We start from the raw sequence: 22,308 nt of genomic DNA on the forward strand, positions 1-22,308 counted from the left end.
GCTACCTAAACATAAAAAAGGCCTCCCCTAAGTTGGGGAGGCCTTTTTTGATAATGAGCTAACAGGACCTACAAGGTCTTGACGGCTAAGTTCAGCGTCACATCCGTGGTAGTGCGGTTCAGGCTCGTCACGGTGAAGATGGCGTACTGGTTGGTATTGCGCAGGCGGGCAATGTACACGTCGCCTACCACAGCATTGTCGATGGTGGTTACCTGGGCCGTGGTGGCGGCGTTCAGGTAAGTTTGCCGAATGCTGTTGAGCGTAGCGGCCGTGTACACGGCCGCCGTGGTTTTCACAAACCGGGTAGGCTCCGCGGCGGGCGTGGTGCCCGAGGCGGCCCGGCCGTTCAGAGCCTGAAGCCGGACGGCGTTGCTGGCCGTGCTGGTAATGGCTAGGTCCTTGAGCAGCAGGTCGCCGGCGGCGGGCACGAGGGTAAACGTGGTCAGGTCCAGGGCCGCCTGGTCGCCGCCGGTGGTGCCGGTGTAGGTAAGGGTAAGGTTGCGGGCGGCGGCCAGCGGCGTGGTAGCCCCCAGCGTAAGGGGCGCGGCCGTAGCCGAAGCCGCGCGGACGCTGGGCGTACCGGCAAAGCGGCTCTTAGCCTCGAAGCGGTAGGTTACCTCCTGGCCGCTGGAGCCGGCGGGCAGGGTTACGTTTACGTCCACGGCGGTGCGGGCCCCGGTTTGGGCACCGGTGGCGGGCAGGCGCTGGCGCAGGGCGCGCCGCTCGGGCGCGGTGCCTACCTTCACGTAGGTAATCAGGCTGTCGAGGTCTTTGTAGAGCGTGCCGGCCGTGGTCAGGCTGGTAGCGGCGTTGATGCCGCCATCATTCAGCACCACGTTGTAGCGTACCACGTCGCCGGGTACCAGGGTGCTGCCGGCGGGGGCGGTTACGTTGGTGACGCTGTTCACTTTCACGGTGGGGGTAGGCTCGGCCAGGCGGTACGAGAAACTGCGCAGCTTCGACTGACCGTTTTCGGCGGCTACCACCGCCGATACGCGCACGTTGGCCTTGTTGGCCCCGGCGGGTACGGTGTAGTTAACTACCAGCGTATCGGCGTTTTTGCGCTTGGAGAAGGCCGCCTTATACGGAATGGTTTGCACCAGTACCGAGTCGGTGGCCGGCTCGATGCGCTGGTAAATGCGCACGTCGCGCAGGGGCGAGGTCTGCTGAGCGTACTGCAACTCAAAGGTGAAGGTCTCGCCGGTGGCGTACTTCGTGCTTGTGCTCAAGGCGTTACCCACAAAGGTCGGAATCTGCTCGCCAACCTCGGTGTACATCGTATCCAGCTCGTCGTTGCAGGCGGCCAGCAGCAAGGGAGCCGCGGCTAATAGCCAGCGGCGGGTAAGGGGTAAAGTCATCATACAACTCGTTCCATTAATTCATCAGGAGAAATCAACGTTAGGCAAGCGCAGCTTACGGCTGGTCCCACCACACGGGCTTGTTGATGTACTCGAAATCATTGGTAGCGCCCACGGCGGCGTACGCGGCCGCCACGTTGCGGGGGTTGTACTGGGTTTCGGTGAGGGCAGGCAGCAGGCGGCGGGGCCAGCGGTTCTTGTAGTCAGGCTGATTGGCCAGGGCGGTATTCACGCCCACCGGGTAGCGCAGGTTCACGTAGATGTTGGGGTCGAAATCGTAGCGGCGCAGGTCGGACCACGACTCCGGGTTCAGGAACATGGCAATGTATTTCTGCTCCATGATGCGCTTGAGGTCCAATTGGTCGGGCGTTTGGGCTACCGCGGCGCTGTTGAGGTAGTCCGTAATCTGCTGGGTCGTGATGGGGGCAAAGGTTACGGCGGGCAGGGCATTGCTGCCGCCTACCCCAATCTTGGCCATGTGAGCCCGAATGCCCTCCCGGTAGGCGGCCAAAGCCCCAGATTTGTCGCCGGTAATAAACTTCACTTCAGCCTCAATAAACTTCACCTCGTGGTAGGTAATCACCTCAAAGTAGCCCAGGTCGCGGGCGTACCAGCTGCTGTAAAAGTCGGTGGCGTTGCCAGTAGCGGCCGAAATAGGAGTACCGCCGGCCACGCCCGGGTCGGTGCCGGTGCTGTTGGCCGTAGCCATGATGGGGAAGCGCGGGTCCACCACACCCGGGTAGGTAGCGCCCGGCGCGTTGCCGTTCAGGTACTTAATAATATTGGCCGAGTACGTGGCCGATGTGGTGGCGTTGGCGAAGTTGGCGCGGGTAGTCCCGAAGATGTTGGTAGTGCCAGTGAGCGGAGCCACTGCCGTCTGGTACTGAATCTGAGCGTCATCGGCCGAGCCCGTGAAGCTCTCGGATACAAGCTTCAGAATCTGGGGTGCTACCTGGGCCGTGAAGTTGGCCTTCTTGCTCAGGTGCAGCAGCTGCCGGGCTTTCAGGGCTTTGGCCAGCCGCACCCACTTCTGCGGGTCGCCACGGTACAGAATGTCGCCGCTGACGCTGGGAGAGGTGCTGTAAAAGGCGCGGAAGTTAGCCGAGGCTGGTTTCGACAGCTCCACAATGCCCTCATCTAGCAGTTGCTGAATGCTCTGATACACTTGCTCTTGGGGGTCGTACTTGGGCGTGTAGTTCTGGGCGCCCTGGAAGGCCTCGGAATACGGCACGTCGCCGAGCATGTCGGTAGCGTGAGCCAGGCCCATGGCCGTAATGATTTTGGAGGCCCCCACGTAGTACACCGAGCCTTCGGCCTCAGCCGTTTTCAGGGCTTCGCGGGCGTTGCCCGCCGACCAGTAGTAGAAGTAGTTGAGGGTGTTGTTGCCGTTGCCCGTGGTCAGGAAAAACTGGTCGGTGCTGGCCTGGGGCGTGCGCCGCACAATGTACTGCGTGATGTAGGGCGTGGTCAGAGCAGTAAACATTTGCTGCTGGAACGCTTGGGAAATAGCGCCGGGCAGCAGGAAGTTAGGGGTAGCATCTACCGGGTTGTTGGGGTCGTCGTTCACGTCGAGGAAACTCTCGCACGACGTGAGCAGCCCGCTGCCACAGAGCAGCCCCAGGGCCAGAATATATTTTTTCATCAAAGTCGGAATAGGAAAATGAAGAAGAAAACCGGCGGCGAAACATGTCGGAAACACAGTTTCGCCGGCCTCGTTCACATCAGCGGCTAGAAATTAAAGCGCAGGGCCATATCCACGCCGCGAGTGCCGGGCACACTACCGTAGTCGAAGCCGCCGGAACCGCCGCCGCGCACGCCCGCTCCCGCCGCCGCCGTTTCAGGGTCGGCACCGGTGTAGTTGGTCAGGAGCAGCAGGTTGCGGCCGGTTACGCTGATCTGGGCGCCTTTCACCACCGAGTTGCCCAGCCATGTAGCCGGCAGGGAGTAGCTGAGCGTGACGTAGCGCAGGCGTGTCCAGGAGCCATCTTCAATGAAGGGCGTGCCCACCGCGCCCAGAATCGTCCGGAAGTACTGCTCGGTGAGTTCCACCGGGCGGGTGTTAGGGGCATAGCTGCCATCGGCCTGTCGCACTACCCCCTCAAACACGGCCTGCTTGAAGCGGTCCTCGGTGCGGGTGCTCAGGCCGTTGCGGGTCGTAAACCAGTCGTTGCCGTTCACCACTTTGCCCCCCTTCCGGAAATCAAGCAGGAAGGTCAGCTCCAGCCCTTTGTAGGTTAGGGTGTTGGTAATCTGGGTGGTAAAGTCCGGGGACCGGTTGCCGGCGTACACGTAGGTACTGGTATTGATGGTAGGGTAGCCGTTGGCCCCGATGATAACCTGCCCGGCGTAGGGCCCGTCGGCTACGCGCACGTAATCCAGGGCGGCAATAGAGCTGATGGGGCGGCCCGGGAAGGCGCTACCCCGCGCCACGTCAATAATGTTGGCATCCGACTGGTTGACTTCCGTCAGGAAGCTGGGCAGCTTGGTGGCCTCGTTCACGTTGCGGTAGAAGTTGGCCAGAATATCCCACTGCAGGCCGTTGGCTTGCTTCACCACCGTGCCGGCCAGGGCTATTTCTATCCCCCGGTTGGTTACGGTGCCGCCGTTGATGTACTGGAAAATGTAGCCCGAAGGCTGACTCACGCGCGGGGCAATCAGCTGGTCGGTAGTCACCTGGTAGTAGTAGCCGGCGTTCAGGCTGACGCGGTTCTGCAGAAACTGCAGGTCCAGGCCGGCTTCGTAGGCGGTAGTGCGCTCCGGCACCAGGTTGGCATTGCCTCCGAAGAAGCCCTGGCGGAAGCCGCCCCCAATGTAGGTGCTTTGGGCCAGCGGCGAATCGACGCGGTAGGGGATGGGGTCCTTACCCACCTGCGCCACCGAGGCCCGGATTTTACCGTAGTTGAAGATGGGATTCTGATCCAGGCCCAGAGTGCGGCTGAACTCGTAGCCGGCCGCGGCGGAGCCGTAGAAGAAGCCGCCCCCGAAGTTCTTGTTATTGCGCGGCAGCGTGGAGGATACATCGTAGCGGCCGCTCAGCTCCAGGGTAATCTGCTGGAGCAGGTCCAGGTTGAGGCGGGCAAAATTACCGATCAGGCGGCGCTCATACGTGGTATTCAGGGCGCTGCGGTTGTCGGTGTTATTCAAGGAGTTGATGCCTGGGGTGCGGAACACCTGGCCCAGCACGTCCGTGGTTTCACGCTTGCTGGCTTCCACCGTGTTACCTACCGTAAGCACGCCGGTCAGGTTCTCGCTGAACTGGTGGGTCAGAATAGCCAGCAGGTTGGAGTTCAGCAGGCGGTTGAGGGTAGTCGATTCCGAAAGCCCGCCGTCCTGGTTGCCCGGCTGCGAGGTGCCAATGGCCCGCACCGAGCGGGTTTTCTCAGTGTACAGGTCGGTGCCGATGTTGTAGCTAAGCTTGAGCCACTTGGCGGGGTCGTAGCTCAGCTGCGTGTTGCCGATAAAGCGGTTGGTGCGGTCCGTTTGGGGGTTATTCTTTACCGTCCAGTAGGGGTTGTCGGCATCGCTCGAGCCCACGCTGCCGGGCAGCAGGCGCCGCCTGGTGCCGTTGGGGTTCAGGTACACCCGGGCATCGTCGTTGCGGGGCCAGTTCAGCAAACTGACCAAGTAGCCGCCCGTGCCCCCGAACAGGCCTGGGCCCTGCAGCGGCCGCTCGGCACCGGAGTTCAGATACTCCGCCGAGCCGGAAGCACTCAACTTGGGCGAAAGCTGCAGGGTGCCGGCCAGGCGTACCGTCGATTTGTCGTACTGGCTTTCGGGCACTACCCCCTTGTTATCGAGGCGGGAGGCCGAAATCAGGAAAGTGCCCTTCTCCGTGCCGCCCGACATGGTCAGGTAGTTCTGGAAGGTGGTGCCGCGCTGGTGAAACTCGCCTAGGTTGTCGTACACCGTTTCGCCGGGCTGGAACCGGGGCCCCCAGGAGTTGCGGGTAGTAGCATCAAATATTCCGGCGCTGCCCTGCTTGTACTGGTCCTGGAGCTTGGGCAGGCGGTTCACTTCATCCACTGAAAACTGGGTGCGGAAGTCGATGGATGTGCGGCCGGCCTTGCCTTTCTTGGTGGTGATGATGACGGCCCCGTTGGCGGCGCGCAACCCGTAGAGGGCCGCTGCAGCCGGGCCTTTCAGCACCGTCATGCTCTCAACATCCTCGGGGTTGATGTCGGAGGCGCGGTTGGTGCTACCTACTGAGCGGCCCAGTAGACCGTTGAAGGCCGAGCCCCCACCGGGCGCGGTGCTTTCCGCAAACGAGGAGTTATCCATGATAATCCCATCGATAACGAACAAGGGTTGGTTGTCGGCATCAAGGGAGTTGCCGCCCCGAATAACGATGGATGCCCCCTCGCCGGCCCCACCGCCCGAGCTGGTTACCTGCACCCCCGCCACCTTGCCCTGCAAGGCATTCACGATGTTGGGCTGGCGCGAGTCAATCAGGTCCTTGGCCTTCACTTCCTGGGCGCCGTAGTTGATCTGGCGGCGCTCCTGCTTGATACCGAAGGCCGTCACCACTACTTCGTCCAGCTTGCGGGTATCGGCAGTTAGAGTAACGTTCTGGTTGTCGGCGCCCGCGGGGCGCTCCAGGCTGGTGTAGCCGATAAAGCTGAACACGAGGGTAGCCCCTTCGGGCACGCCGGCCAAGGTATAGCGGCCTTCTACATCGGTCTGAGTGCCAATGGTGGAGCCTTTTACCAGCACGTTCACGCCCGGCAGCGGGGCCCGGCCGTTAGCATCGGTCACAGTGCCCTGTATAGTGCGTGTGGTGGCCTGCTGGCCCCACGCCGTGGGCGCGGCTAGCAGCAGCCCCATAGCTAACGGGGCAGACCATAAACGTCTTTTCATACGCAGTGGAAAGAAATGAGAGAGTGAGAGAAACAAAAAGAGCCTGCAACCCCGGTACTGCTGGGGTGCAGTTGCATTATGGCCGGATTATGGGAAGGTTATGCCGGGGAAGAGAGGGCATCGGGGCGGCTGCAAAACAGCCGAACAGCACAGAAAAGGGTGGGTGGGAGGGGTAGGGGGCGGAACGCTCAGGAACGGTGGCAGACCTGGGCGGTAAGGCTAAAACTATAAGATGAAACTCATGGAAACAACTATATTTAGTATTTTCTGAAGGTGAAGTTTGCTTTTGAATACCGGAGGCAAAACCGCAACTTTCCCCAGCCGGCCACCCGACACGGGGTACGTAGGCTGACTGGTTTGCCGCCCGGTTCCCTTAAGCGGCCCCATTTTTTTAGCCCTTTGTTTATGCCAACTGCTACTCAGGCCGCTACCCCTGCCACCGCCACCAGCACCAATGCCATAGCTGAGCCTACCCCGCCCGGCCGCCTCGTGAGCCTCGATGTGTTTCGGGGCCTCACCGTTATGGCCATGATTCTGGTGAATAACCCCGGCGACTGGGGCCACATCTACGCGCCGCTGGAGCACGCGCATTGGCACGGCTGCACCCCCACCGACCTGATTTTTCCCTTCTTCCTGTTCATTGTCGGCGTCAGCATTACGTATGCGCTGGATGGCGCCCGGCGGCAGCCCGAAACGCACGGACGCACCTTCGGGCGCATCCTGAAGCGCTCGGCTATCTTGTTTGGGCTGGGGTTGTTTGGCGCTCTGTTTCCTTCGTTTGACTTCAGCACGGTGCGGATTCCGGGCGTGCTGGCGCGCATTGCGGTGGTGTTTCTGGTGTGCGGCATTCTGTTCCTGAAAACTTCCCGCCGGCAGCAATTTGGCCTGCTGGCTTTCGTGCTGGTGTTCTATAATGTGCTGATGCAGTTGGTGCCCGTGCCCGGCTACGGCCCCGCTAACCTGGAGGCCGGCACCAACCTCGGGGCCTGGCTTGATAGAACCGTGCTCGGCGAGGCTCACCTCTGGAAGCAAAGCCGCACCTGGGACCCCGAGGGGCTGCTAAGTACGCTTCCCGCCATTGGCACGGGGCTGCTGGGGCTGCTGGCCGGGCAGTGGCTGCGCCGCAAAGATGTGGACCCAGCTACCCGGGTAGCGTGGCTGTTTGTGGCGGGTGGCGCCTGCGTGGTGCTGGGCCTGATCTGGAACGGCTGGTTTCCCATCAATAAAAGCCTCTGGACCAGCTCGTTTGTGCTCTACACCGGCGGGCTGGCCCTGGCCAGCTTGGGTGGGCTCTACTGGTTGTGTGATGTGCAAGGCTACCGCGGCTGGATAAAGGCGCCGCTGGTGTACGGCGTGAATGCCATTACCGTGTTTTTTCTCTCAGGCCTGATTCCGCGCCTGCTGAACATGATTAAAGTGACGGGCGCTGATGGACAACCTGCCGGCCTGCGCAACTGGCTATACAGCACGTTTTTCGTGCCTTACTTCAGCCCCCTAAATGCTTCCCTGGCCGGAGCCATTGTGTGCGTGCTGATCTGGCTGGGCGTGCTCTGGCTGATGTACCGCCGCAACATCATCATCAAGGTGTAGCGGGTACGGAGGGGGTAGGGGAATAGCCTAGTCGGATAATTTCTCGTACTTCGGAAGATGAAGAAACTCCTGATGTTGGCCGCCGGGCTGGCCCTGGCCGCCCCCGCCGCTACGGCCCAGACCACGGCAGCCACTACCAGCGCGTCCTCGCCCATTTCGGCGGGCCAGCGCAAGGCAGCCGAAGAACTCCTCGCCGCCACCGACTCCGAAAAGAACCTCACCGCCACCATCGACCGGATGCTGGCCTCGCAGATAGAGCAAAACCCCGGCATGAAAGTCGTGGAGCCCGAAATGCGCGCCTACCTGAACAAATACATGAGCTGGCAGTCGATGAAGGAAGACATGGTGCAGCTCTACGCCCGCGAGTTCACGGAAAAAGAGCTGAAAGACCTGACCAAGTTCTACCAGACGCCCACCGGCCGCAAAACCATCACCAAAATGCCCCAGCTTATGTCGGCCGGTATGGAAATCGGCCAGAAGCGCATGCAGGAACACCTGCCGGAGCTTCAGCAGGCCATTGCCGAGAAAATGAAAACCCAGGCTCCTGCTGGGGAAGTGAAATAGGGAACCCGGTAAAGTGTCATAGCGGGGCATCGACGCCACCTACGCTGACCAACGCCCTACCCCCTGAAACGTAACAAGCCCTTGACGATTGTACTAGCGTCAAGGGCTTGTCTGTTTACTAGGATTGTCACGTGCAGAGGACAGATGGCGGTGTCGTGCTGCCTCGCTATGACAGCCCTTCATTTAATTATTCGCCTTCTGTTGCCCTTTTACCACGCATAGTCAGCAAAATCCTGGCGGAGCTTGGTTTTGAGGAGCTTACCGGTGGCAGTGTGGGGTAGCTGATCTACAAACTCTACAGCTTCGGGAATCCACCAGCGGGCCACTTTGCCGTCGTAGTAGGCCAGCAACTCTTCTTTGCTAATAGTAGCGTCAGGTTTGCGGACCACTACCAACAAGGGCCGCTCGCTCCACTTTGGGTGAGGCACGCCAATTACGGCCGCTTCGGCAATGGCGGGGTGGCCAATGGCCAGGTTTTCCAGCTCGATGCTCGAAATCCACTCTCCGCCCGACTTAATGACATCCTTTGAGCGGTCAGTAATCTGCATGAAGCCGGCGGGGTCGATGGTGGCTACGTCGCCGGTGCGGAACCAGCCGGAGGCGGTCAGCTCGCCTGGGTTTTCCGTGCCGAAATAGTCGGCCACGATGAACGGGCCGCGCACCAGCAGGTCGCCGAAGGCCACGCCGTCGTGGGGCAGCTCCTGGCCTTCGTCGTCCACAATCTTCATGTCCACCCCGAAAATACTGCGTCCCTGCTTGGTCTGGATGGTGAACTGCTCGTCGGGCGAGAGGCTGAGTTGTTGGGACTTAAGCGTGCACACGGTGCCCAAGGGTGAGGTTTCCGTCATGCCCCATGCGTGCCGAATTACTACCCCCAGTTCCTCGTCAAAGGCCTTCAGCAGCGCAGGCGGACAGGATGCCCCGCCTACAATCATCTGCTTCAGAGTAGAAAAACGTAGCTTTTTCTCGCGCATAAGCGTCAGCAGCCCAAACCAAATGGTAGGCACTCCGGCCGAGAACGTCACGCCTTCCTGTTCGAACAGCTCGTAGAGACTGCCTGCATCCAGGCCGGGGCCAGGCATCACCAGCTTACAGCCATTCAGGGGCGCCATGTACGGAATACCCCAGGCATTAACGTGGAACATGGGCACCACAGGCAGCACTACGTCGCGGGTGGAGCAGTTAAAGCAGTCGGGGAGGGAAGCGGCGTAGGAGTGCAACAGCGTGGAGCGGTGCGAGTAAAGCACACCTTTGGGCTGGTCGGTGGTGCCGGAGGTATAGCACAGCGAGGAGGCCGTGTTTTCGTCGAAGATGGGCCACTCATAGTCGGCTGACTGAGCCGAGAGAAGGTCCTCGTAGCAGCGCAGGTTCGGGAGGGTAGGGGCCTCGGGCATGTGGGCGCGGCCGGTCATCAGCACCCAGCTTTCCACGGTAGGGCACTGCGGGGCCAGCTTTTCTACCAAGGGTAGGAAAGTCAGGTCGAAGAACAGCAGCCGATCCTGGGCGTGGTTGATGATGTACACAAGCTGCTCGAAAAACAGCCGGGGGTTGATGGTATGGCACACTGCGCCCAGGCCCGAAATGCCATAGTACAGCTCAAAGTGGCGGTGCGTATTCCAGGCCAGGGTGCCTACCCGGTCGCCGGGCCGGATACCCAGCTCCGTGAGGGCATTGGCCAGCTGCTTGCTGCGCTGGTGGGCCGCGGCGTAGGTGTAGCGGTGCAGGCCGCCTTCCGGCAGGCGACTAACAATTTCGGTATCGGAGTGCCACTTGGCGGCGTGTTCCAACAGCCCCGCAATCCGCAGGGGCGTGTTCATCATGAGACCTAGCATATAACAAGCGGTGGGAATTGAAGGAAAGAACGAGGTAGCAGACAAGCTACTGAGAAAAGAGTAGTTTAGACGCATCTAGAAACTACCTCCTATTATGTATCCACGAGTATGCCTGTTGGCTGGTTTGTGTGCCGGCCCCGCCCTGGTGTTTGGCCAAGCCTTGCGAGAAGGCGACCTGTTGCCGCCGTTTACTCTCTCGCAGGTAGTGAACCGCAGTGGGGGCGGCTTCAGCTCTACCGAAGCGAAAGGCAAAGTGCTGGTAATTGAGTTCTGGGGAACGTGGTGCAGCCCGTGTATTCCGGCCCTGCTCCATCTCGATTCGCTGCAGCAGGCCTTTCCGCAGCAGCTGCAGGTAATAGGGATAGCCAACGACTCAGAGCAGCGGCTACGGACTTTTGTGGCCCGGCGGCCGGTGCAGTTGCCGCTGGCGGCTCTGCCCGACCAGAACGCCCCGCTTTACCGACACTTCCCGCATAATAGTGTACCGCACACCGTCGTCATTGGCAAAGACCAGCGCGTGCTTGCCATTACGCGGCCCGATCAGCTAACTACCACCTCCCTGCGGGCTATTCTGGCCGGTAAAAATGCCAAGCTGCAAGCTAAACACGATGTGGTAGTGAAAGACCCTTTGGTGTTCTTCCCGGCCGATACAGCTACCCGTTTCGCCGTGAGCGTCCGGCCCTACCTGCAGGGCCAAAACAGCCAACTGCGCCGCGACCAGACCCCCGGCCTGCGCGGGCGCCGACTCACGGCCATTAATGTGCCCGTGGAAACCTTATTCCGCGAAGCCTACGGAATGTCGCACCTACGGGTGAAAAACGAGCTGCCCGCCCTGCAAGTCAGCCAGGAACCCGCTAACCTGGTGTGCCTGGATTTGATTGTGCCCACGGCGGACAAAGCCCACCTGCTCCGGCACCTGCGCCAGGAGCTACCCCGCCAGTTTCCGGTACAGCCCCAGCTAGTGCGCGAAAGCCGGCCGGTGTACGTGCTGCGGCAAAGCAAATCCCGGCAGCCCTGGCCGGAGTCTAAGAAGCCAGAAAGCGGCATGTGGTCGGGTAAAGGGCTGGAGGTAGAAGGGGGCCGGGTGGAGATGCTGCGCGACTTTCTGGAGAATATGTCGAGCAAGCCCGTGGTAGATGAAACGGGCCTGCTGGGACGCTACGATATAAAGCTGGAACTACAACCAGAAGCCAATAGAGCGGAAATTCTGAAGTCCTTGCAAGCTATGGGCTTGGAACTGGAAGAGGCGACCCGCAAGATTGAGATACTGCAGCTAAGTCCCGGCCGCCTGACTGTTCAATAGCTATTCGTGAAGTCGTTAAAAACACGAAGCCCCAACAGAGACTGTTGGGGCTTCGTGTTTTTGGTTCCTTATATAGAGTGGAAGGATAGTAAGAGTCGCCACACTTTGCAGGAACGTCATTCCGAGCGGAGTCGAGGAATCTCGCGTGCTGACGTCTGATTACTATCCCACCATCAGCACGCGAGATGTCTCGACAAGCTCGACATGACGGATCTTTATGTTACTGTCCATGCACTCTATGCAATTTACTGCTCCTGCGGTACGGTGCTTTCCACGGCCTGCTTCCGGGGCTGCCGAATGCTTTCCAGTGCCACCTGCAACACCCCAGAGCGCACGCTGCGCTCCGTGATTTTGTTGTTGCGGCGGGTAGGGTTTACGCGGTTGGTCAGCACGATGCAGGTAAGTTCTTCCTTGGGGTCAACCCAGAAATAGGTGCCCGTGAAGCCGGTGTGCCCATAACTGAGCTGCGATACGCTTTTAGCTGAATTCACCGTGGGGTTGGCCGCGGGCCTGTCAAAGCCCAGGGCGCGGCGGTTGTCGGGGCAGAACTGGCACTTGGTGTACTCGGCCAGGGTTTCGGGCTTGAGGAGCTGCTGCCCGCCGTACTTGCCATTCCAAGCGTAGAGCTGCACCAGCTTGGCCAAGTCGTTGGCATTGCCGAACAGGCCGGCGTGGCCCGAGAGGCCGCCCAGCAGGGCCGCGCCTTCGTCGTGGACGGTCCCGTGCAGTTGGGCGTGGCGGAACAGGGAGTCGTACTCGGTGGGGGCGATGCGGCTGAGCGGGAAGCGGCGGGTAGGGTTGTAGCCCAGGGTAGTAGCGCCCAGGGGCCGGTACAGCTCATCCGTCACGAACTGGTTTATCGTCTTGCCCGAAGCGGCCTTGATAAAGCGCGGGTACATGATAAACGACAAATCGGAGTACACGTAGCCCGGCTTCTCGTTCAGCGGCGACTCGGCAATGGCCTTGGTGATGCGCTCCGGGAAATCCTGGCGGGCCCACAAACCTGGGCCGGCTGGCAGCGGGAAGCGGGCCGAGGAATCGGGGCGGAAGTAGCGGCGGCTCATCTCGGCGGGCTGCGTGGCCGCTACGTCTTTCGCGCCGGGGCTTTTGCCGAGCAAAGAGTTGAACAGGCCGCGGGGCTTGGTGTAGTCCTTCCAGAACGGAATCCAAGACTTGAGGCGGGCCTGGTGAGTCAGCACGTCGCGCAGCTTCAGGCTTTCCTTGTTGGTGCCTTTGAACTCCGGGAACAGCTGGCCCAGGGTCATGTCGGGCGAGAACTTGCCCGCGTCCTGGAGCTTCATCAGGGCCGGCAGCGCCGCCGCTACCTTGGTCACGGAGGCCAGGTCGTAGAGGTCGGTGTTGCGGACGGGGCGGGCAGCTTGGCCGGCGGAGGGGTAGGAGTGGGTGCCGTAGCTTTTGCGCAGCACTACTACCCCCCGGCGGGCAATCAGCACCTCACCGCCCGGAAATGCCTGCGCCGCTACTGCCCCATTCATGATGGAGTCCACGCGTGCTTCCAGGTCGTTGTTCATGCCCACGGCCTCGGGGAAGCTGTAGCGCAGCCGGATGCCGCCCTTGGTAGCCAGACCCGCGCCGTAGCTGTACCGGTCGGAAACCGTCACGGGCAGCTTGCCACTGGCCGACACGCCTCCGAAAATAACTTCAGCGGCTATGTCCTGAGCGTTTTTGCTTTCCTGGTAGGCAAGCACCACCGCATCGGCGCGCTCCAGGTCCCGTACTTTCGCCACGGCGTAGGCAGAGCCAAACACCGTCACAACCAGCTTCTGGCTTTTGCCGCCCAGCTCGCGCAGCAGCACGTTGGTTTCGGGCGCAATACCAAAGTTGGTGGCGGGCAGGCGGCCCAGATTATTCAGGCCCACCAGCACCAGGTTGTAGGGTTTCAGGGTTTCGCGCATGCGCGTCAGCTCGTCCATGCTGGGGGCGGCGGGCAGCCAGAAGTGGCGCACCGTCGCGTAATCAGCTACCATGCGCTGAAAGTCGGTAGTGTCCTTGGTGCCGATGGTGAGGGTAGCGAGGCGCAGGGTATCAAGGCGCTGCAGGGGTAGCAGGCTCTTCTGGTTGCGCAGCACCGTCACGCTCAACTCCGTGAGGCGCTGGCTCAGGTACTGGGCGTGGGGCGTGTTCAGATCCTGGGTGAGGTTGCGCAGCTCGATGGGCTTGTATTTGTTCAGGCCGGCCCACTCTTTCAGGGCCAGCACCTTGCGGCAACGGGCATCCAGGTCGGCCTGGCTGAGCTGACCTTTGTTGATGGCTTCGCGCACCAGTTGAAGGGCCAGCGGAATGTTCTTCGAGAACTCCAGAATGTCGTTACCAGCCAGCAGGGCGCGCAGGTCGGCCTCACCGGGCGGGTACTTCGAGATAACGCCCTTCATATTCATGGCGTCGGTGAAGATGATGCCCTCGAAGCCCAGCTTCTGCTGCAGCAAGCCCTGGATGATGGGTTTGGAGAGGGTAGAGGGTAGGCCCGTCGTATCGAGGGCCGGAATGTTGAGGTGGGCCACCATCATGCCCCCGATGCCGCGCTTGATCAGGCTTTTGAAGGGATAGAGCTCCAGGGTGTCAATACGCTTCTTGTCAATTCGCAACAGGGGTAGGGCCAGGTGGGAGTCGGTGTCGGTGTCGCCGTGGCCGGGGAAGTGCTTGGCTACGGCCAGCACGCCCGCGTCCTGCATGCCCTTCATGTAAAGGTAGCTTTTCTCCGTGACGCCCTCCCGGTTTTCGCCCCAGCTGCGGTACCCGATGACGGGGTTCTGAGCGTTGTTGTTCACATCGACCACCGGCGCGAAGTTGACGTGCATGCCTAGGCGCTTGAATTGAGCTGCTACCTCGGTACCCATGTCGTACACCAGCTGGTTTTCGCGGATTCCGCCCATGCTCATCTGGTAGGGAAAGCGCTGCACGCTGTCGAGGCGCATGCCCACGCCCCACTCGGCGTCCATGGCTACCAGCAGGGGCACTTTGCTCTGGCTTTGGTAGCGGTTCAGAAGCTTGCTCTGGCGCACCGGTCCGCCCTGGAAGAAAATCAGCCCCCCAATGCCGTACTGCTGAATCAGCGCCGATACCGAGTCCTCATCAATGCGCTTGCGGTTGGAGTAGGCGGCCACCATGAACAGCTGGGCTACGCGCTGATCGGGCGTGAGGGTCTTCATCACCGAATCAACCCACCTTGACTGGCCCAGCTGCCCGGCAAACGGCACCGGTAGGTTGCGGGTCTTGGTGGGGGTAGGCTTTTTGGAGGTCAGCAGTTTGGCGGTTCCGGCCGCCTTCGGGGCGGTAGCACGGCGAGCAGTAGCAGTAGTTTTCTTAGCGGACGACTTCTTCTTGCGGCGCTGGGCCGAACTGTCGAGGGGGCTCAGCAGCGCCAGCAGCAGCCACAGAAACGGGAGGGAGCGGGTGAAAGACAAGGGCAGTTGCAGCGGTTAGAATGGGTAGGCTGCGAATTTAGCGGAATTGAAGGGGATGAATGGCTTGCGCGTGTGAAACGGAAAGGTGTCATTCTGAACGAAGCCAGAACATCATTCCGAGCGGAGTCGAGGAATCTCGCATGCTTCTCTAAAACGTCATGTCGAGCTTGCCGAGACATCTCGCGCGCCGTTGTTGGGTTACTATTGCAACGACAGCACGCGAGATGTCTCGGCAAGCTCGACATGACGTTCTATTTACTCTTTGCTATTTCTGCTACTGACCTGCCTCGCTACTTGCCTACCTCAATCTTCTCCGAGTAGAATACCTTGCCCTCATCGCCGCGTAGCGAAGCCGTGACGAACAGCCGCTTGCCTTTGGGTTGAAACTGGAAGAGAGCGTAGTGCTTCTGGTTCACGAGGGGGCCTACGCGGTACTGGTTCGGCTCGCCGGTGTTCTGAGTGGCAGGGTGGGTGAGGCCACTGGATGTTACCTCGTACACGGGGTAGGAAACGCCCGGAACCGTCATTTTTGACACCTCCCCAATGTGCCGGTCGCCGCTGATGAGTAGCACGCCCTTGGCTTTGGTAGAAGCCAGCAGGCTGAATAGGCGCTGGCGGGCGGCCGGGAAGTTGGCCCACTTCTCGAAGCGGTGCTCTTGAGGCAGAAACTGAATACCCGAGGCAATGATGTGGGCGTCGGCATCGGAGTTTTGGAGCTGGGCTTGCAGCCACTGCCATTGCGCCTCGCCCAGGATGTCGCCGGTAGGGTTGGGCTGGTACACCCGTTGAGCGTCGCGGGTGAGCGGGTCCTGGAAATACCGGTCGTCGAGCAGAATGACTTTCACTTTCTTTTTACCGGCCTGGTACTCGTAGGCAGCATGAATACCTTCTTGCTGGCGGCGTGGGCTACCGGCTGGCTCCTGCAGAAAGTCGAGGGCCAGCTGCTGGTTCTGGGCTTTGAAGGGGTAGGTCTTGTCGCCGTCGTTGCGGCCGTAGTCGTGGTCGTCCCAGGTGCCGATGACGGCGGTGCCTTGCTCGCGCAGGCGGCGGTAGTCGGGCTGGTTGAGCTGGGCATCGTACTTGGCTTTGAGCACGGCCGGGTCGTCAGAGTCGCCGTAAATATTGTCACCCAGCCAGATCCATACATTAGGCTTGTCCTTGGCAATATCGTCCCAGAGAGGTTGGGGCAGGTCGTGGCGGTTGCAGGAGCCGAAGGTAATGCGCAGGTCGTTGCCGGATTTTTGCGCGGTAGCCGGCGGGCTGGTCAGCAACAGAGAACCAGCAGCCAGCAGGTAGGTCAGAGCTGTTTTCATAGGGCAAAGATGCAAACGGGCTTTACCTCTGCACGCGGGGTAGTAATATGGTAACAATGCCTTACGGCTCAGAAAACCGTGAAAAACAAGTTTCCAGTGTGTATAAAATCTGGCCACTGACGTATAATACTTGGTGCAAGAGGCCGGAGGGTGTTCCTTTGCACCAGTATTCGTAGCTTCTCATTTGTTTCCTGTGCGTCAGGCTATAGCTATTCTGCTGCTGTTCTCGCTCTCGGTGCACTGCACCGGGCAGCTGGGTATTGCGGTGAGCTGGTGGCTGAATCAGGACTACATTGCCCGGGTGCTGTGCATCAACCGCGACAAGCCCCAGTTGAAGTGTAATGGCAAGTGTCACCTGCGCAAGCAGCTGAAGGTTGTGGCCGAGCACGAGAAAAAGCAGCAGCCCGGCAGCAAGCAGGTAGTACAGGATATCAACCTGTTTTGCGCCTCGGTGGTGCCTCTGCGCCTCACACCACCCACGCACTTCCACACTACCCCCCATTACGGGGCGTACCGCGTGGAGTCCTACGCCTGGGACCGGCCCGGCCCCGACCACCCGCCCGCAGAGGGCTGATTGACCCCGGTTTAACCCAATCTGGTGGGCCCGCGCGGCTAGCCTGGCACCTGCGTGTGCTAGGGCCTTGGCGCGGCCTGCCGTCAATCAGCCTTTCTTCCTGTGAGAAAAACGTTATTGCTGCCTCTGGCCCTATGCGCCAGTCAGGCCGCATGGGCCCAACGTGCCCTAACCGGCCGCGTCTTCGATGCAGCCACCAAAGAACCTTTAATTGGAGCCACCATCCGGACAGCCAATGGGCAAGTAGGCACCGCCACCAACACAAACGGACAGTTTTCCCTGACCACCTCGGCCAATGAACTGGTGGTGTCAGCGGTGGGGTATGAGCCATTCACGGTGGCCGTGCCGGCCGAGGGCGCACCCCTGCGCGTGGCCCTGAACCCGGCCGTGCAGGACCTGCAAACCGTGGTGGTAACTGCCAGCCGCGAGGCCCAGCTGCGCACCGATGCGCCGGTAGCCATTGCCAAACTCTCGCCTACCCTGGTGCAGGACACCAAACCTACCTTGCTGGCCGAGCTGATCAACAAAGTGCCGGGCGTGGTGATGCTCAACTACGGCAACGAGCAGCACGCCATGGGCATCCGGCAGCCTTTTGGCACCAACGCCTACTTCTTGTATCTGGAAGATGGAATTCCGTTGCGGCCTATGGGCGTGTTCAACCACAACGCGCTGCTAGAATCGAATCCGCTGGCTATTAACTCCATAGAGGTAGTGAAGGGCCCAGCGTCCTCGCTCTACGGCCCCGAGGCAGTAGGTGGCGCCCTCAACCTGCTTACCAAACGCCCTACCTCCGTACCAACGGCCAGTGTGGGCGTGCAGGCCGATAACTACGGCTACCGGCGGGTGCAATTTGGGGGCGGCGGCATGCTCACGCCCCAGCTCGGGGGCTTTGTGAGTGGCTACGTGGCCCGGCAGCGCAACTCCTGGCTGGCCAGCTCCGACTACGATAAAGTCAGCCTGAACGCCCGCCTGGAATACGCTCTCGGAACCCGCACCCACCTAACTGCGGCTGCCTCTTACAACGACTACGATTCCCAGACCAGCGGCTCGGTGGATAGCGTGGCTTACTACCGCCGCGAGTACAGCAGCCCGACTGATTTTACCTACCGCAAAACTTACGCTCTGCGCGCCCGCCTCACCGCCGAGCAGCAGTGGAACGCGCAAAACCAGACCACCCTCACCGGCTTCTTTCGCGACAACAGCATCGGCCAGAACCCCTCATACGGCATCCGGTGGCGGGCCGGGGCTACTACCGCTACGGGCGAGGTCAACGAGAACCGCTTTAAGAGTTACGGCCTGATTGCCCAGCATAGTGTGCGCTGGAATTGGCTGAACTCGCGCCTGATTGGTGGGGCTAGCTTCGATTATTCGCCTACCCAGTACGATGCCCACCAGATTGACCTGGCAGCCCAGTTGCGGGCCGATAAGAAGTCGGTGGAGAAGTATACCATCATGGCCGACCGGCCTGACCTTCCTGTTGCCAACTACGATACCGACCTGCTGAACTCGGCCGTGTACGCGCAGCTGGATTTTCATCCGCTGCCTAAGCTGCAGCTTACCCTGGGCGGGCGCTTTGACCGCCTGTCTTTCGATTACGACAACTACCTCGATAAGTCAAGCGGCACCAAAACCTTCCAGCAGGCTACCCCCAAAATCGGGCTGACCTACGACCTAGGCCACGGCCGGGGGCTGTACGCCAACTACTCACAGGGCTTCACGCCGCCTGGCCTCACAGCTATTTTCCGGAAGCGCCCCGGAACCGGTGTTACCACAACCACCGGCGAGGTAGTGCCCGCCGAGTTCTACTACAACCTGCAGCCGGCCCGCTTTTACAACCGCGAAATTGGGGGCTGGGCTTCCTTGCTAGACAACAAGGTGTACTTGGATGTGGCGTTGTACCAGCTGGGTGGGCGCAACGAACTGCTCAGCATCCGCCAGCCCGATAACTCCACCGACTACCAGAGTGCCGGCAAAACCCTGCACCGCGGCATCGAATACAGCCTGACCTGGAAGCCTACCGCCGAGCTGTTCTTCCGCTTCGGCGGCACCAACGCCGTGCACCGCTTCGAGGAGTTTGCCCTCAGCACCAACGCCACCGACGCGGTAAAGGACGTGAACGGCAAGCAAATGCCCCAGGCCCCGCGCTGGGTTGCCAATACCGAGCTGACCTACAAGCCGCAGTGGCTGCGCGGCCTGCGCGCTTCCCTGGAGTATCAGCGCATTAGCAGCTGGTACCAAGACCAGGTAAACCGGGTGCGCTACGATGACCGGACACTGTTTGGCACCCGTGGTGTGAGCGTGCTCAACGCCCGGGCCGGCTACAGCTGGCGCGAAACGCTGGAAGTCTTCGTGAACGTCATCAACCTCACCGACGAGCTATACGCCAACGCCGCCACTCGCGGCAACGCCCTCACCGACCGCACTACCTTCACGCCCGCCGCTCCCCGCACGGTATCGGTAGGAGTGCAGTACAATTTTGTGGGGAAGAAGTGAGGGGTAAGAGGCAGGTAAACAGTGGCAGGAGAAGGGTAGGGCAACGGCCCTAAAACGTGTCATGCTGAGTGCTGTCGAAGCATCCCTACCTCTGGCTAATCTTGATGGGGTAGCAGCTAGAACCGCTCTGTAGCCCAGCAAGATCAAGCACGGAGGTTGATTTGATAACGTCACCTCACACGATGCCCGGCGGCGTCAGCGCACCGGATGACCTTCTACAAAAGAACCAACGAGGCCTTGCGTCCTTGACAACAGACATTTCTTATGCAAACAACTCAACAAACCGCCCCAGCAGTTCGGGCTGCCGGCCCTATAAAGCGGGTGGTGCAGCGCAATATGTACCGCTGGCACCGCATCATCGGGCTGCTGACGGTGGTACCGGTTATCCTCTGGACCCTCAGCGGCCTCGCGCACCCACTGATGAGCAACTGGCTGCGGCCGAAAATAGCCCGCGAAGCTTTGGTGCCTACCCCCTTGGCCAAGCCAAAGGTGGCGTTGCGGCAGGTGCTGACGCAGAATCAGATTGCCAGCCTACGTAGTGTGCGCGTGGTGCAGTGGCAGGAGCAGCAGGCGTACCAGGTGCAGCTAGGCACCGAAGCGCCTACTGCCGTGCCGCGCTATTTCAGCGCCGAAACGGGGCAGCCCTTGCCTGTCAGCGCCGACCGGCAGTACGCCGAGCAACTGGCCCGCTATTTCACCCAAGACTCTACGGCGCAAGTGAGCAGCGCCGTGCGCATCACCGGCTTCGACCAGGAGTATAAGTTTGTGAACCGCCTGCTGCCCGTGTGGCGCATTGCCCTCGACCGGCCCGACGGGTTGGTAGTGTACGTGGAAACGGCCCCGGCCCGGCTGGCTACGTTCAACAACGCCAGCCGCAGCGCCTTCATTCGGGTGTTCGACTTGTTCCACAACTGGTCGTGGCTGGAGTTGATAGGCAACAATACGTTCCAGGTACTGACCATGCTGGTGCTGCTGGGTATCATCATCGCCTCGGCCGTGAGTGGGCTGGTGATTTACGGGTTCATGTGGAATAAATTCCGCAAGCCCCGCAATGCCCAGGACCGGGTAGGCTGGCTGCGCAAGTACCACCGGCAGGTAGGGTTGGCCGTGGCCTTGGTTACGTTCACCTTCGCGGGCAGCGGGGCCTTCCACGTCTACCTCAAGCTTCACCCCGACGACAGGCTGCGTTACCAGCACGCGCCCGCCGTGCTTACCCCCGCCTTGGCCGTGGACCTCACGGAGTTGCCTCTGGCCTGGGAATCGGTGCAACAGGTAACCTTGGCGGAGTTGAACGGACAGGTGTACTACCAGGTATTCCTGCTTCCGGCAGAAAAGCCCACCGGCCCGGCGGCCGGCGCCAGCACCGGCCAGCCAGTGGAAGCGGTGCGCGCTACCCCCGTAGTCTACTACAATGCCGCTACCGGCCAGCTGCTGCCCGACGGCGCCACTCACTACGCGGCGTTTCTGGCTAACACCTTCCTGCAACAAGCCGGGGGTGGTGCTACCCCTGCCATGAGCGGCAAACCTACCCTGGTGGATCATTTCGAAGGCGAGTACGGCTTCATCAACAAGCGCCTGCCCGTTATGAAAGTGGCCTACAATACCCCGCAGAAAACCACCTTGTACGTGGAACCCGCTACCGGCCGCCTCGCCGCCCGCGTCGAGAATGTAGCCCGCTACGAAGGCCTGAGCTTCGCCTTCCTGCACAAGTACCACGCCGCCGGGGAGCTGGGCAAAAACATCCGTGACATCATCACGATGCTGGCTGCCGCCGGCGTATTGGCCGTGTCGGTGCTGGGCTTGTGGCTATTTATCAAGATGAAATGAGCGTCCCAATGAACTTGAGTTTACGGCTGCGTTACGCAGCTCTTTCCCTGCTCGCAGTGGCCTGCCAGCCCCAAGAAAATCAGCCGCTGGAAAGCAAAACACCCGCTACCCGTGCGGCCGTTATGCGCCACCACGACGAGCTGATGGCCCGCATGGATGGACTCATATCGGAACGCCAGCGCCTCGCCGCCCAGCTCGTTGGCCTGGATTCTACTACCACCTCGGGCCAAGCCAAAGCCGAGCGCCTGCACCGCATCATCAGGGGCTTGCGCCGCGCCGATGCCGCCATGATGACCTGGATGCACCAGTACAAAGAACCCGACACTGTGCAGCTGACCGCCCACCAATACGAGGATTTTTGGGCTGCCGAAGCGCAGGAGCTAACGGATTTAGAACGCCAGATGACCGCTGCCCTGGATTCGGCCAAAGCTGTGAGGTAAGTATCTGACTATAATAGTTTATGTAGCACGCATGCCCGTGTCACTGGTTTAATCAACAGTGGCCCGGGCATACGCATTGTACAGGCTACGTAGATAGTAACGATATAGTATTGGCTTAACTGCTGAAAGCCGAAGAATGAATACGAGTAAGGGCCAGCAAAACCTTTGGTTTGTACTGGCCAAAGATTAATTCGAACGAAGGATTTGCATTTCTGAAAATTCCGCTTGTACATTTACAGCACCAATTCTTTCTCTCACAAAGGATTGTTTTTATACAGAGGCGCGGAGAGACAGGCTCGATGAACCGCCGACAACCCCCGGAACATCCGGAACGGTGCCAAGTCCTGACCATATAAAAACAACAACGCCGTGAAGTCCTTCACCAGCATCCCCAGCAGTACCCATCGTCACGTTGCGCCTCAGCCTGCCTGTTGTGGCCTGATGCGTGGCCTCGTCTGTATGCGGATGCTGGGCATGGGCTGCTAAGGCGGAGGGAGATTCCCTTACTTGCTTTTTGCTTGCTCCGGTAGGGTAGTGCGGTAGCGCGCAACTTTCCTACGCATTACCCGGGCCTGTCAGGCCTGAGGGCTTTCCTTGTCGGCCGGTTACTTCGGCTGCCGAGTAGCCGCCCCGCGGCGCTTTCTCTTCCTGTAAACCGCTAGTTCCGTTGGCTCCCGCCGACCGAATAGCTTCCGGCTGTGCACGAGCCGGATTTGGGCAGAAGGCTTCCGCTCC

At 60.5% G+C, this 22,308-nt stretch carries 13 protein-coding genes and 1 riboswitch; of the genes, 7 read left to right on the forward strand and 6 right to left on the reverse strand.

The genetic code is table 11. From position 1 onward, the window contains the following. Nucleotides 1-68 precede the first annotated feature (68 nt). The 3 genes from FGZ14_RS00845 to FGZ14_RS00855 form a co-directional block, all read right to left on the reverse strand. Nucleotides 69-1,361 carry a hypothetical protein gene (locus tag FGZ14_RS00845; RefSeq protein WP_139920246.1) on the reverse strand — a complete coding sequence of 431 codons (1,293 nt, stop codon included), beginning with the start codon at nt 1,359-1,361 and terminating at the stop codon, nt 69-71. A gap of 52 nt (nt 1,362-1,413) precedes the next feature. Then, nucleotides 1,414-3,000 carry a SusD/RagB family nutrient-binding outer membrane lipoprotein gene (locus FGZ14_RS00850; RefSeq protein ID WP_139920248.1) on the reverse strand — a complete coding sequence of 529 codons (1,587 nt, stop codon included), beginning with the start codon at nt 2,998-3,000 and terminating at the stop codon, nt 1,414-1,416. Nucleotides 3,001-3,086: 86 nt separating this feature from the next. After that, nucleotides 3,087-6,212 carry a SusC/RagA family TonB-linked outer membrane protein gene (locus FGZ14_RS00855; RefSeq protein WP_139920250.1) on the reverse strand — a complete coding sequence of 1,042 codons (3,126 nt, stop codon included), beginning with the start codon at nt 6,210-6,212 and terminating at the stop codon, nt 3,087-3,089. A gap of 405 nt (nt 6,213-6,617) precedes the next feature. On the opposite strand from FGZ14_RS00855, the gene FGZ14_RS00860 reads away from it, so the two are divergent. Then, nucleotides 6,618-7,802, forward strand: coding sequence for an acyltransferase family protein (locus FGZ14_RS00860; protein ID WP_139920252.1), 1,185 nt, complete (start codon nt 6,618-6,620; stop codon nt 7,800-7,802). A 57-nt stretch (nt 7,803-7,859) separates the two neighbouring features. Then, on the forward strand, nt 7,860-8,366 hold the full coding sequence (locus FGZ14_RS00865) for a DUF2059 domain-containing protein (RefSeq protein ID WP_139920254.1): 507 nt from the start codon (nt 7,860-7,862) through the stop codon (nt 8,364-8,366). Between the two features lie 209 nt (nt 8,367-8,575). Here the strand turns inward: FGZ14_RS00865 and FGZ14_RS00870 are convergent, their stop codons facing one another. Beyond that, the gene (locus tag FGZ14_RS00870; protein WP_219601042.1) at nt 8,576-10,198 is read right to left on the reverse strand and encodes a 3-(methylthio)propionyl-CoA ligase; all 1,623 of its coding nucleotides are present in this window, start codon (nt 10,196-10,198) and stop codon (nt 8,576-8,578) included. 94 nt (nt 10,199-10,292) lie between these two features. On the opposite strand from FGZ14_RS00870, the gene FGZ14_RS00875 reads away from it, so the two are divergent. Continuing rightward, nucleotides 10,293-11,501, forward strand: coding sequence for a TIGR03435 family protein (locus FGZ14_RS00875; RefSeq protein WP_139920256.1), 1,209 nt, complete (start codon nt 10,293-10,295; stop codon nt 11,499-11,501). A 245-nt stretch (nt 11,502-11,746) separates the two neighbouring features. Here FGZ14_RS00875 and FGZ14_RS00880 read toward each other — a convergent pair whose 3' ends face one another. Both FGZ14_RS00880 and FGZ14_RS00885 read right to left on the reverse strand, forming a co-directional pair. Next, on the reverse strand, nt 11,747-14,926 hold the full coding sequence (locus FGZ14_RS00880) for a glycoside hydrolase family 3 N-terminal domain-containing protein (RefSeq protein WP_257883309.1): 3,180 nt from the start codon (nt 14,924-14,926) through the stop codon (nt 11,747-11,749). 290 nt (nt 14,927-15,216) lie between these two features. Then, the gene (locus FGZ14_RS00885; protein WP_139920258.1) at nt 15,217-16,239 is read right to left on the reverse strand and encodes an alkaline phosphatase D family protein; all 1,023 of its coding nucleotides are present in this window, start codon (nt 16,237-16,239) and stop codon (nt 15,217-15,219) included. A 193-nt stretch (nt 16,240-16,432) separates the two neighbouring features. On the opposite strand from FGZ14_RS00885, the gene FGZ14_RS00890 reads away from it, so the two are divergent. The 4 genes from FGZ14_RS00890 (at nt 16,433) to FGZ14_RS00905 (ending at nt 21,573) form a co-directional block, all read left to right on the forward strand. Then, a complete protein-coding gene (locus tag FGZ14_RS00890; RefSeq protein ID WP_139920260.1) occupies nt 16,433-16,813 on the forward strand; it encodes a hypothetical protein in 381 nt (126 codons plus the stop codon). Between the two features lie 102 nt (nt 16,814-16,915). After that, complete coding sequence (locus FGZ14_RS00895; RefSeq protein ID WP_139920262.1) at nt 16,916-19,306, forward strand: TonB-dependent receptor; 2,391 nt, start codon at nt 16,916-16,918, stop codon at nt 19,304-19,306. A 264-nt stretch (nt 19,307-19,570) separates the two neighbouring features. After that, a complete protein-coding gene (locus tag FGZ14_RS00900; protein WP_139920264.1) occupies nt 19,571-21,133 on the forward strand; it encodes a PepSY domain-containing protein in 1,563 nt (520 codons plus the stop codon). Further along, the gene (locus FGZ14_RS00905) at nt 21,130-21,573 is read left to right on the forward strand and encodes a hypothetical protein (protein ID WP_139920266.1); all 444 of its coding nucleotides are present in this window, start codon (nt 21,130-21,132) and stop codon (nt 21,571-21,573) included. Before FGZ14_RS00900 ends, FGZ14_RS00905 begins: the two co-directional genes overlap by 4 nt. Nucleotides 21,574-21,840: 267 nt before the next feature. Then, nucleotides 21,841-21,932, forward strand: a riboswitch (SAM riboswitch). Nucleotides 21,933-22,308 lie beyond the last annotated feature (376 nt).

Origin of the sequence: Hymenobacter sp. DG01, from assembly GCF_006352025.1 — a bacterium.
Classification (GTDB): domain Bacteria; phylum Bacteroidota; class Bacteroidia; order Cytophagales; family Hymenobacteraceae; genus Hymenobacter.

What these genes read in the sequence shown, in the direction of transcription:
- FGZ14_RS00845 (WP_139920246.1), bottom strand. Translation starts at nt 1,361, where the DNA reads ATGATGACTTTACCCCTTACCCGCCGCTGGCTATTAGCCGCGGCTCCC.
- FGZ14_RS00850 (WP_139920248.1), bottom strand. Translation starts at nt 3,000, where the DNA reads ATGAAAAAATATATTCTGGCCCTGGGGCTGCTCTGTGGCAGCGGGCTG.
- FGZ14_RS00855 (WP_139920250.1), bottom strand. Translation starts at nt 6,212, where the DNA reads ATGAAAAGACGTTTATGGTCTGCCCCGTTAGCTATGGGGCTGCTGCTA.
- FGZ14_RS00860 (WP_139920252.1), top strand. Translation starts at nt 6,618, where the DNA reads ATGCCAACTGCTACTCAGGCCGCTACCCCTGCCACCGCCACCAGCACC.
- FGZ14_RS00865 (WP_139920254.1), top strand. Translation starts at nt 7,860, where the DNA reads ATGAAGAAACTCCTGATGTTGGCCGCCGGGCTGGCCCTGGCCGCCCCC.
- FGZ14_RS00870 (WP_219601042.1), bottom strand. Translation starts at nt 10,198, where the DNA reads ATGCTAGGTCTCATGATGAACACGCCCCTGCGGATTGCGGGGCTGTTG.
- FGZ14_RS00875 (WP_139920256.1), top strand. Translation starts at nt 10,293, where the DNA reads ATGTATCCACGAGTATGCCTGTTGGCTGGTTTGTGTGCCGGCCCCGCC.
- FGZ14_RS00885 (WP_139920258.1), bottom strand. Translation starts at nt 16,239, where the DNA reads ATGAAAACAGCTCTGACCTACCTGCTGGCTGCTGGTTCTCTGTTGCTG.
- FGZ14_RS00900 (WP_139920264.1), top strand. Translation starts at nt 19,571, where the DNA reads ATGCAAACAACTCAACAAACCGCCCCAGCAGTTCGGGCTGCCGGCCCT.
- FGZ14_RS00905 (WP_139920266.1), top strand. Translation starts at nt 21,130, where the DNA reads ATGAGCGTCCCAATGAACTTGAGTTTACGGCTGCGTTACGCAGCTCTT.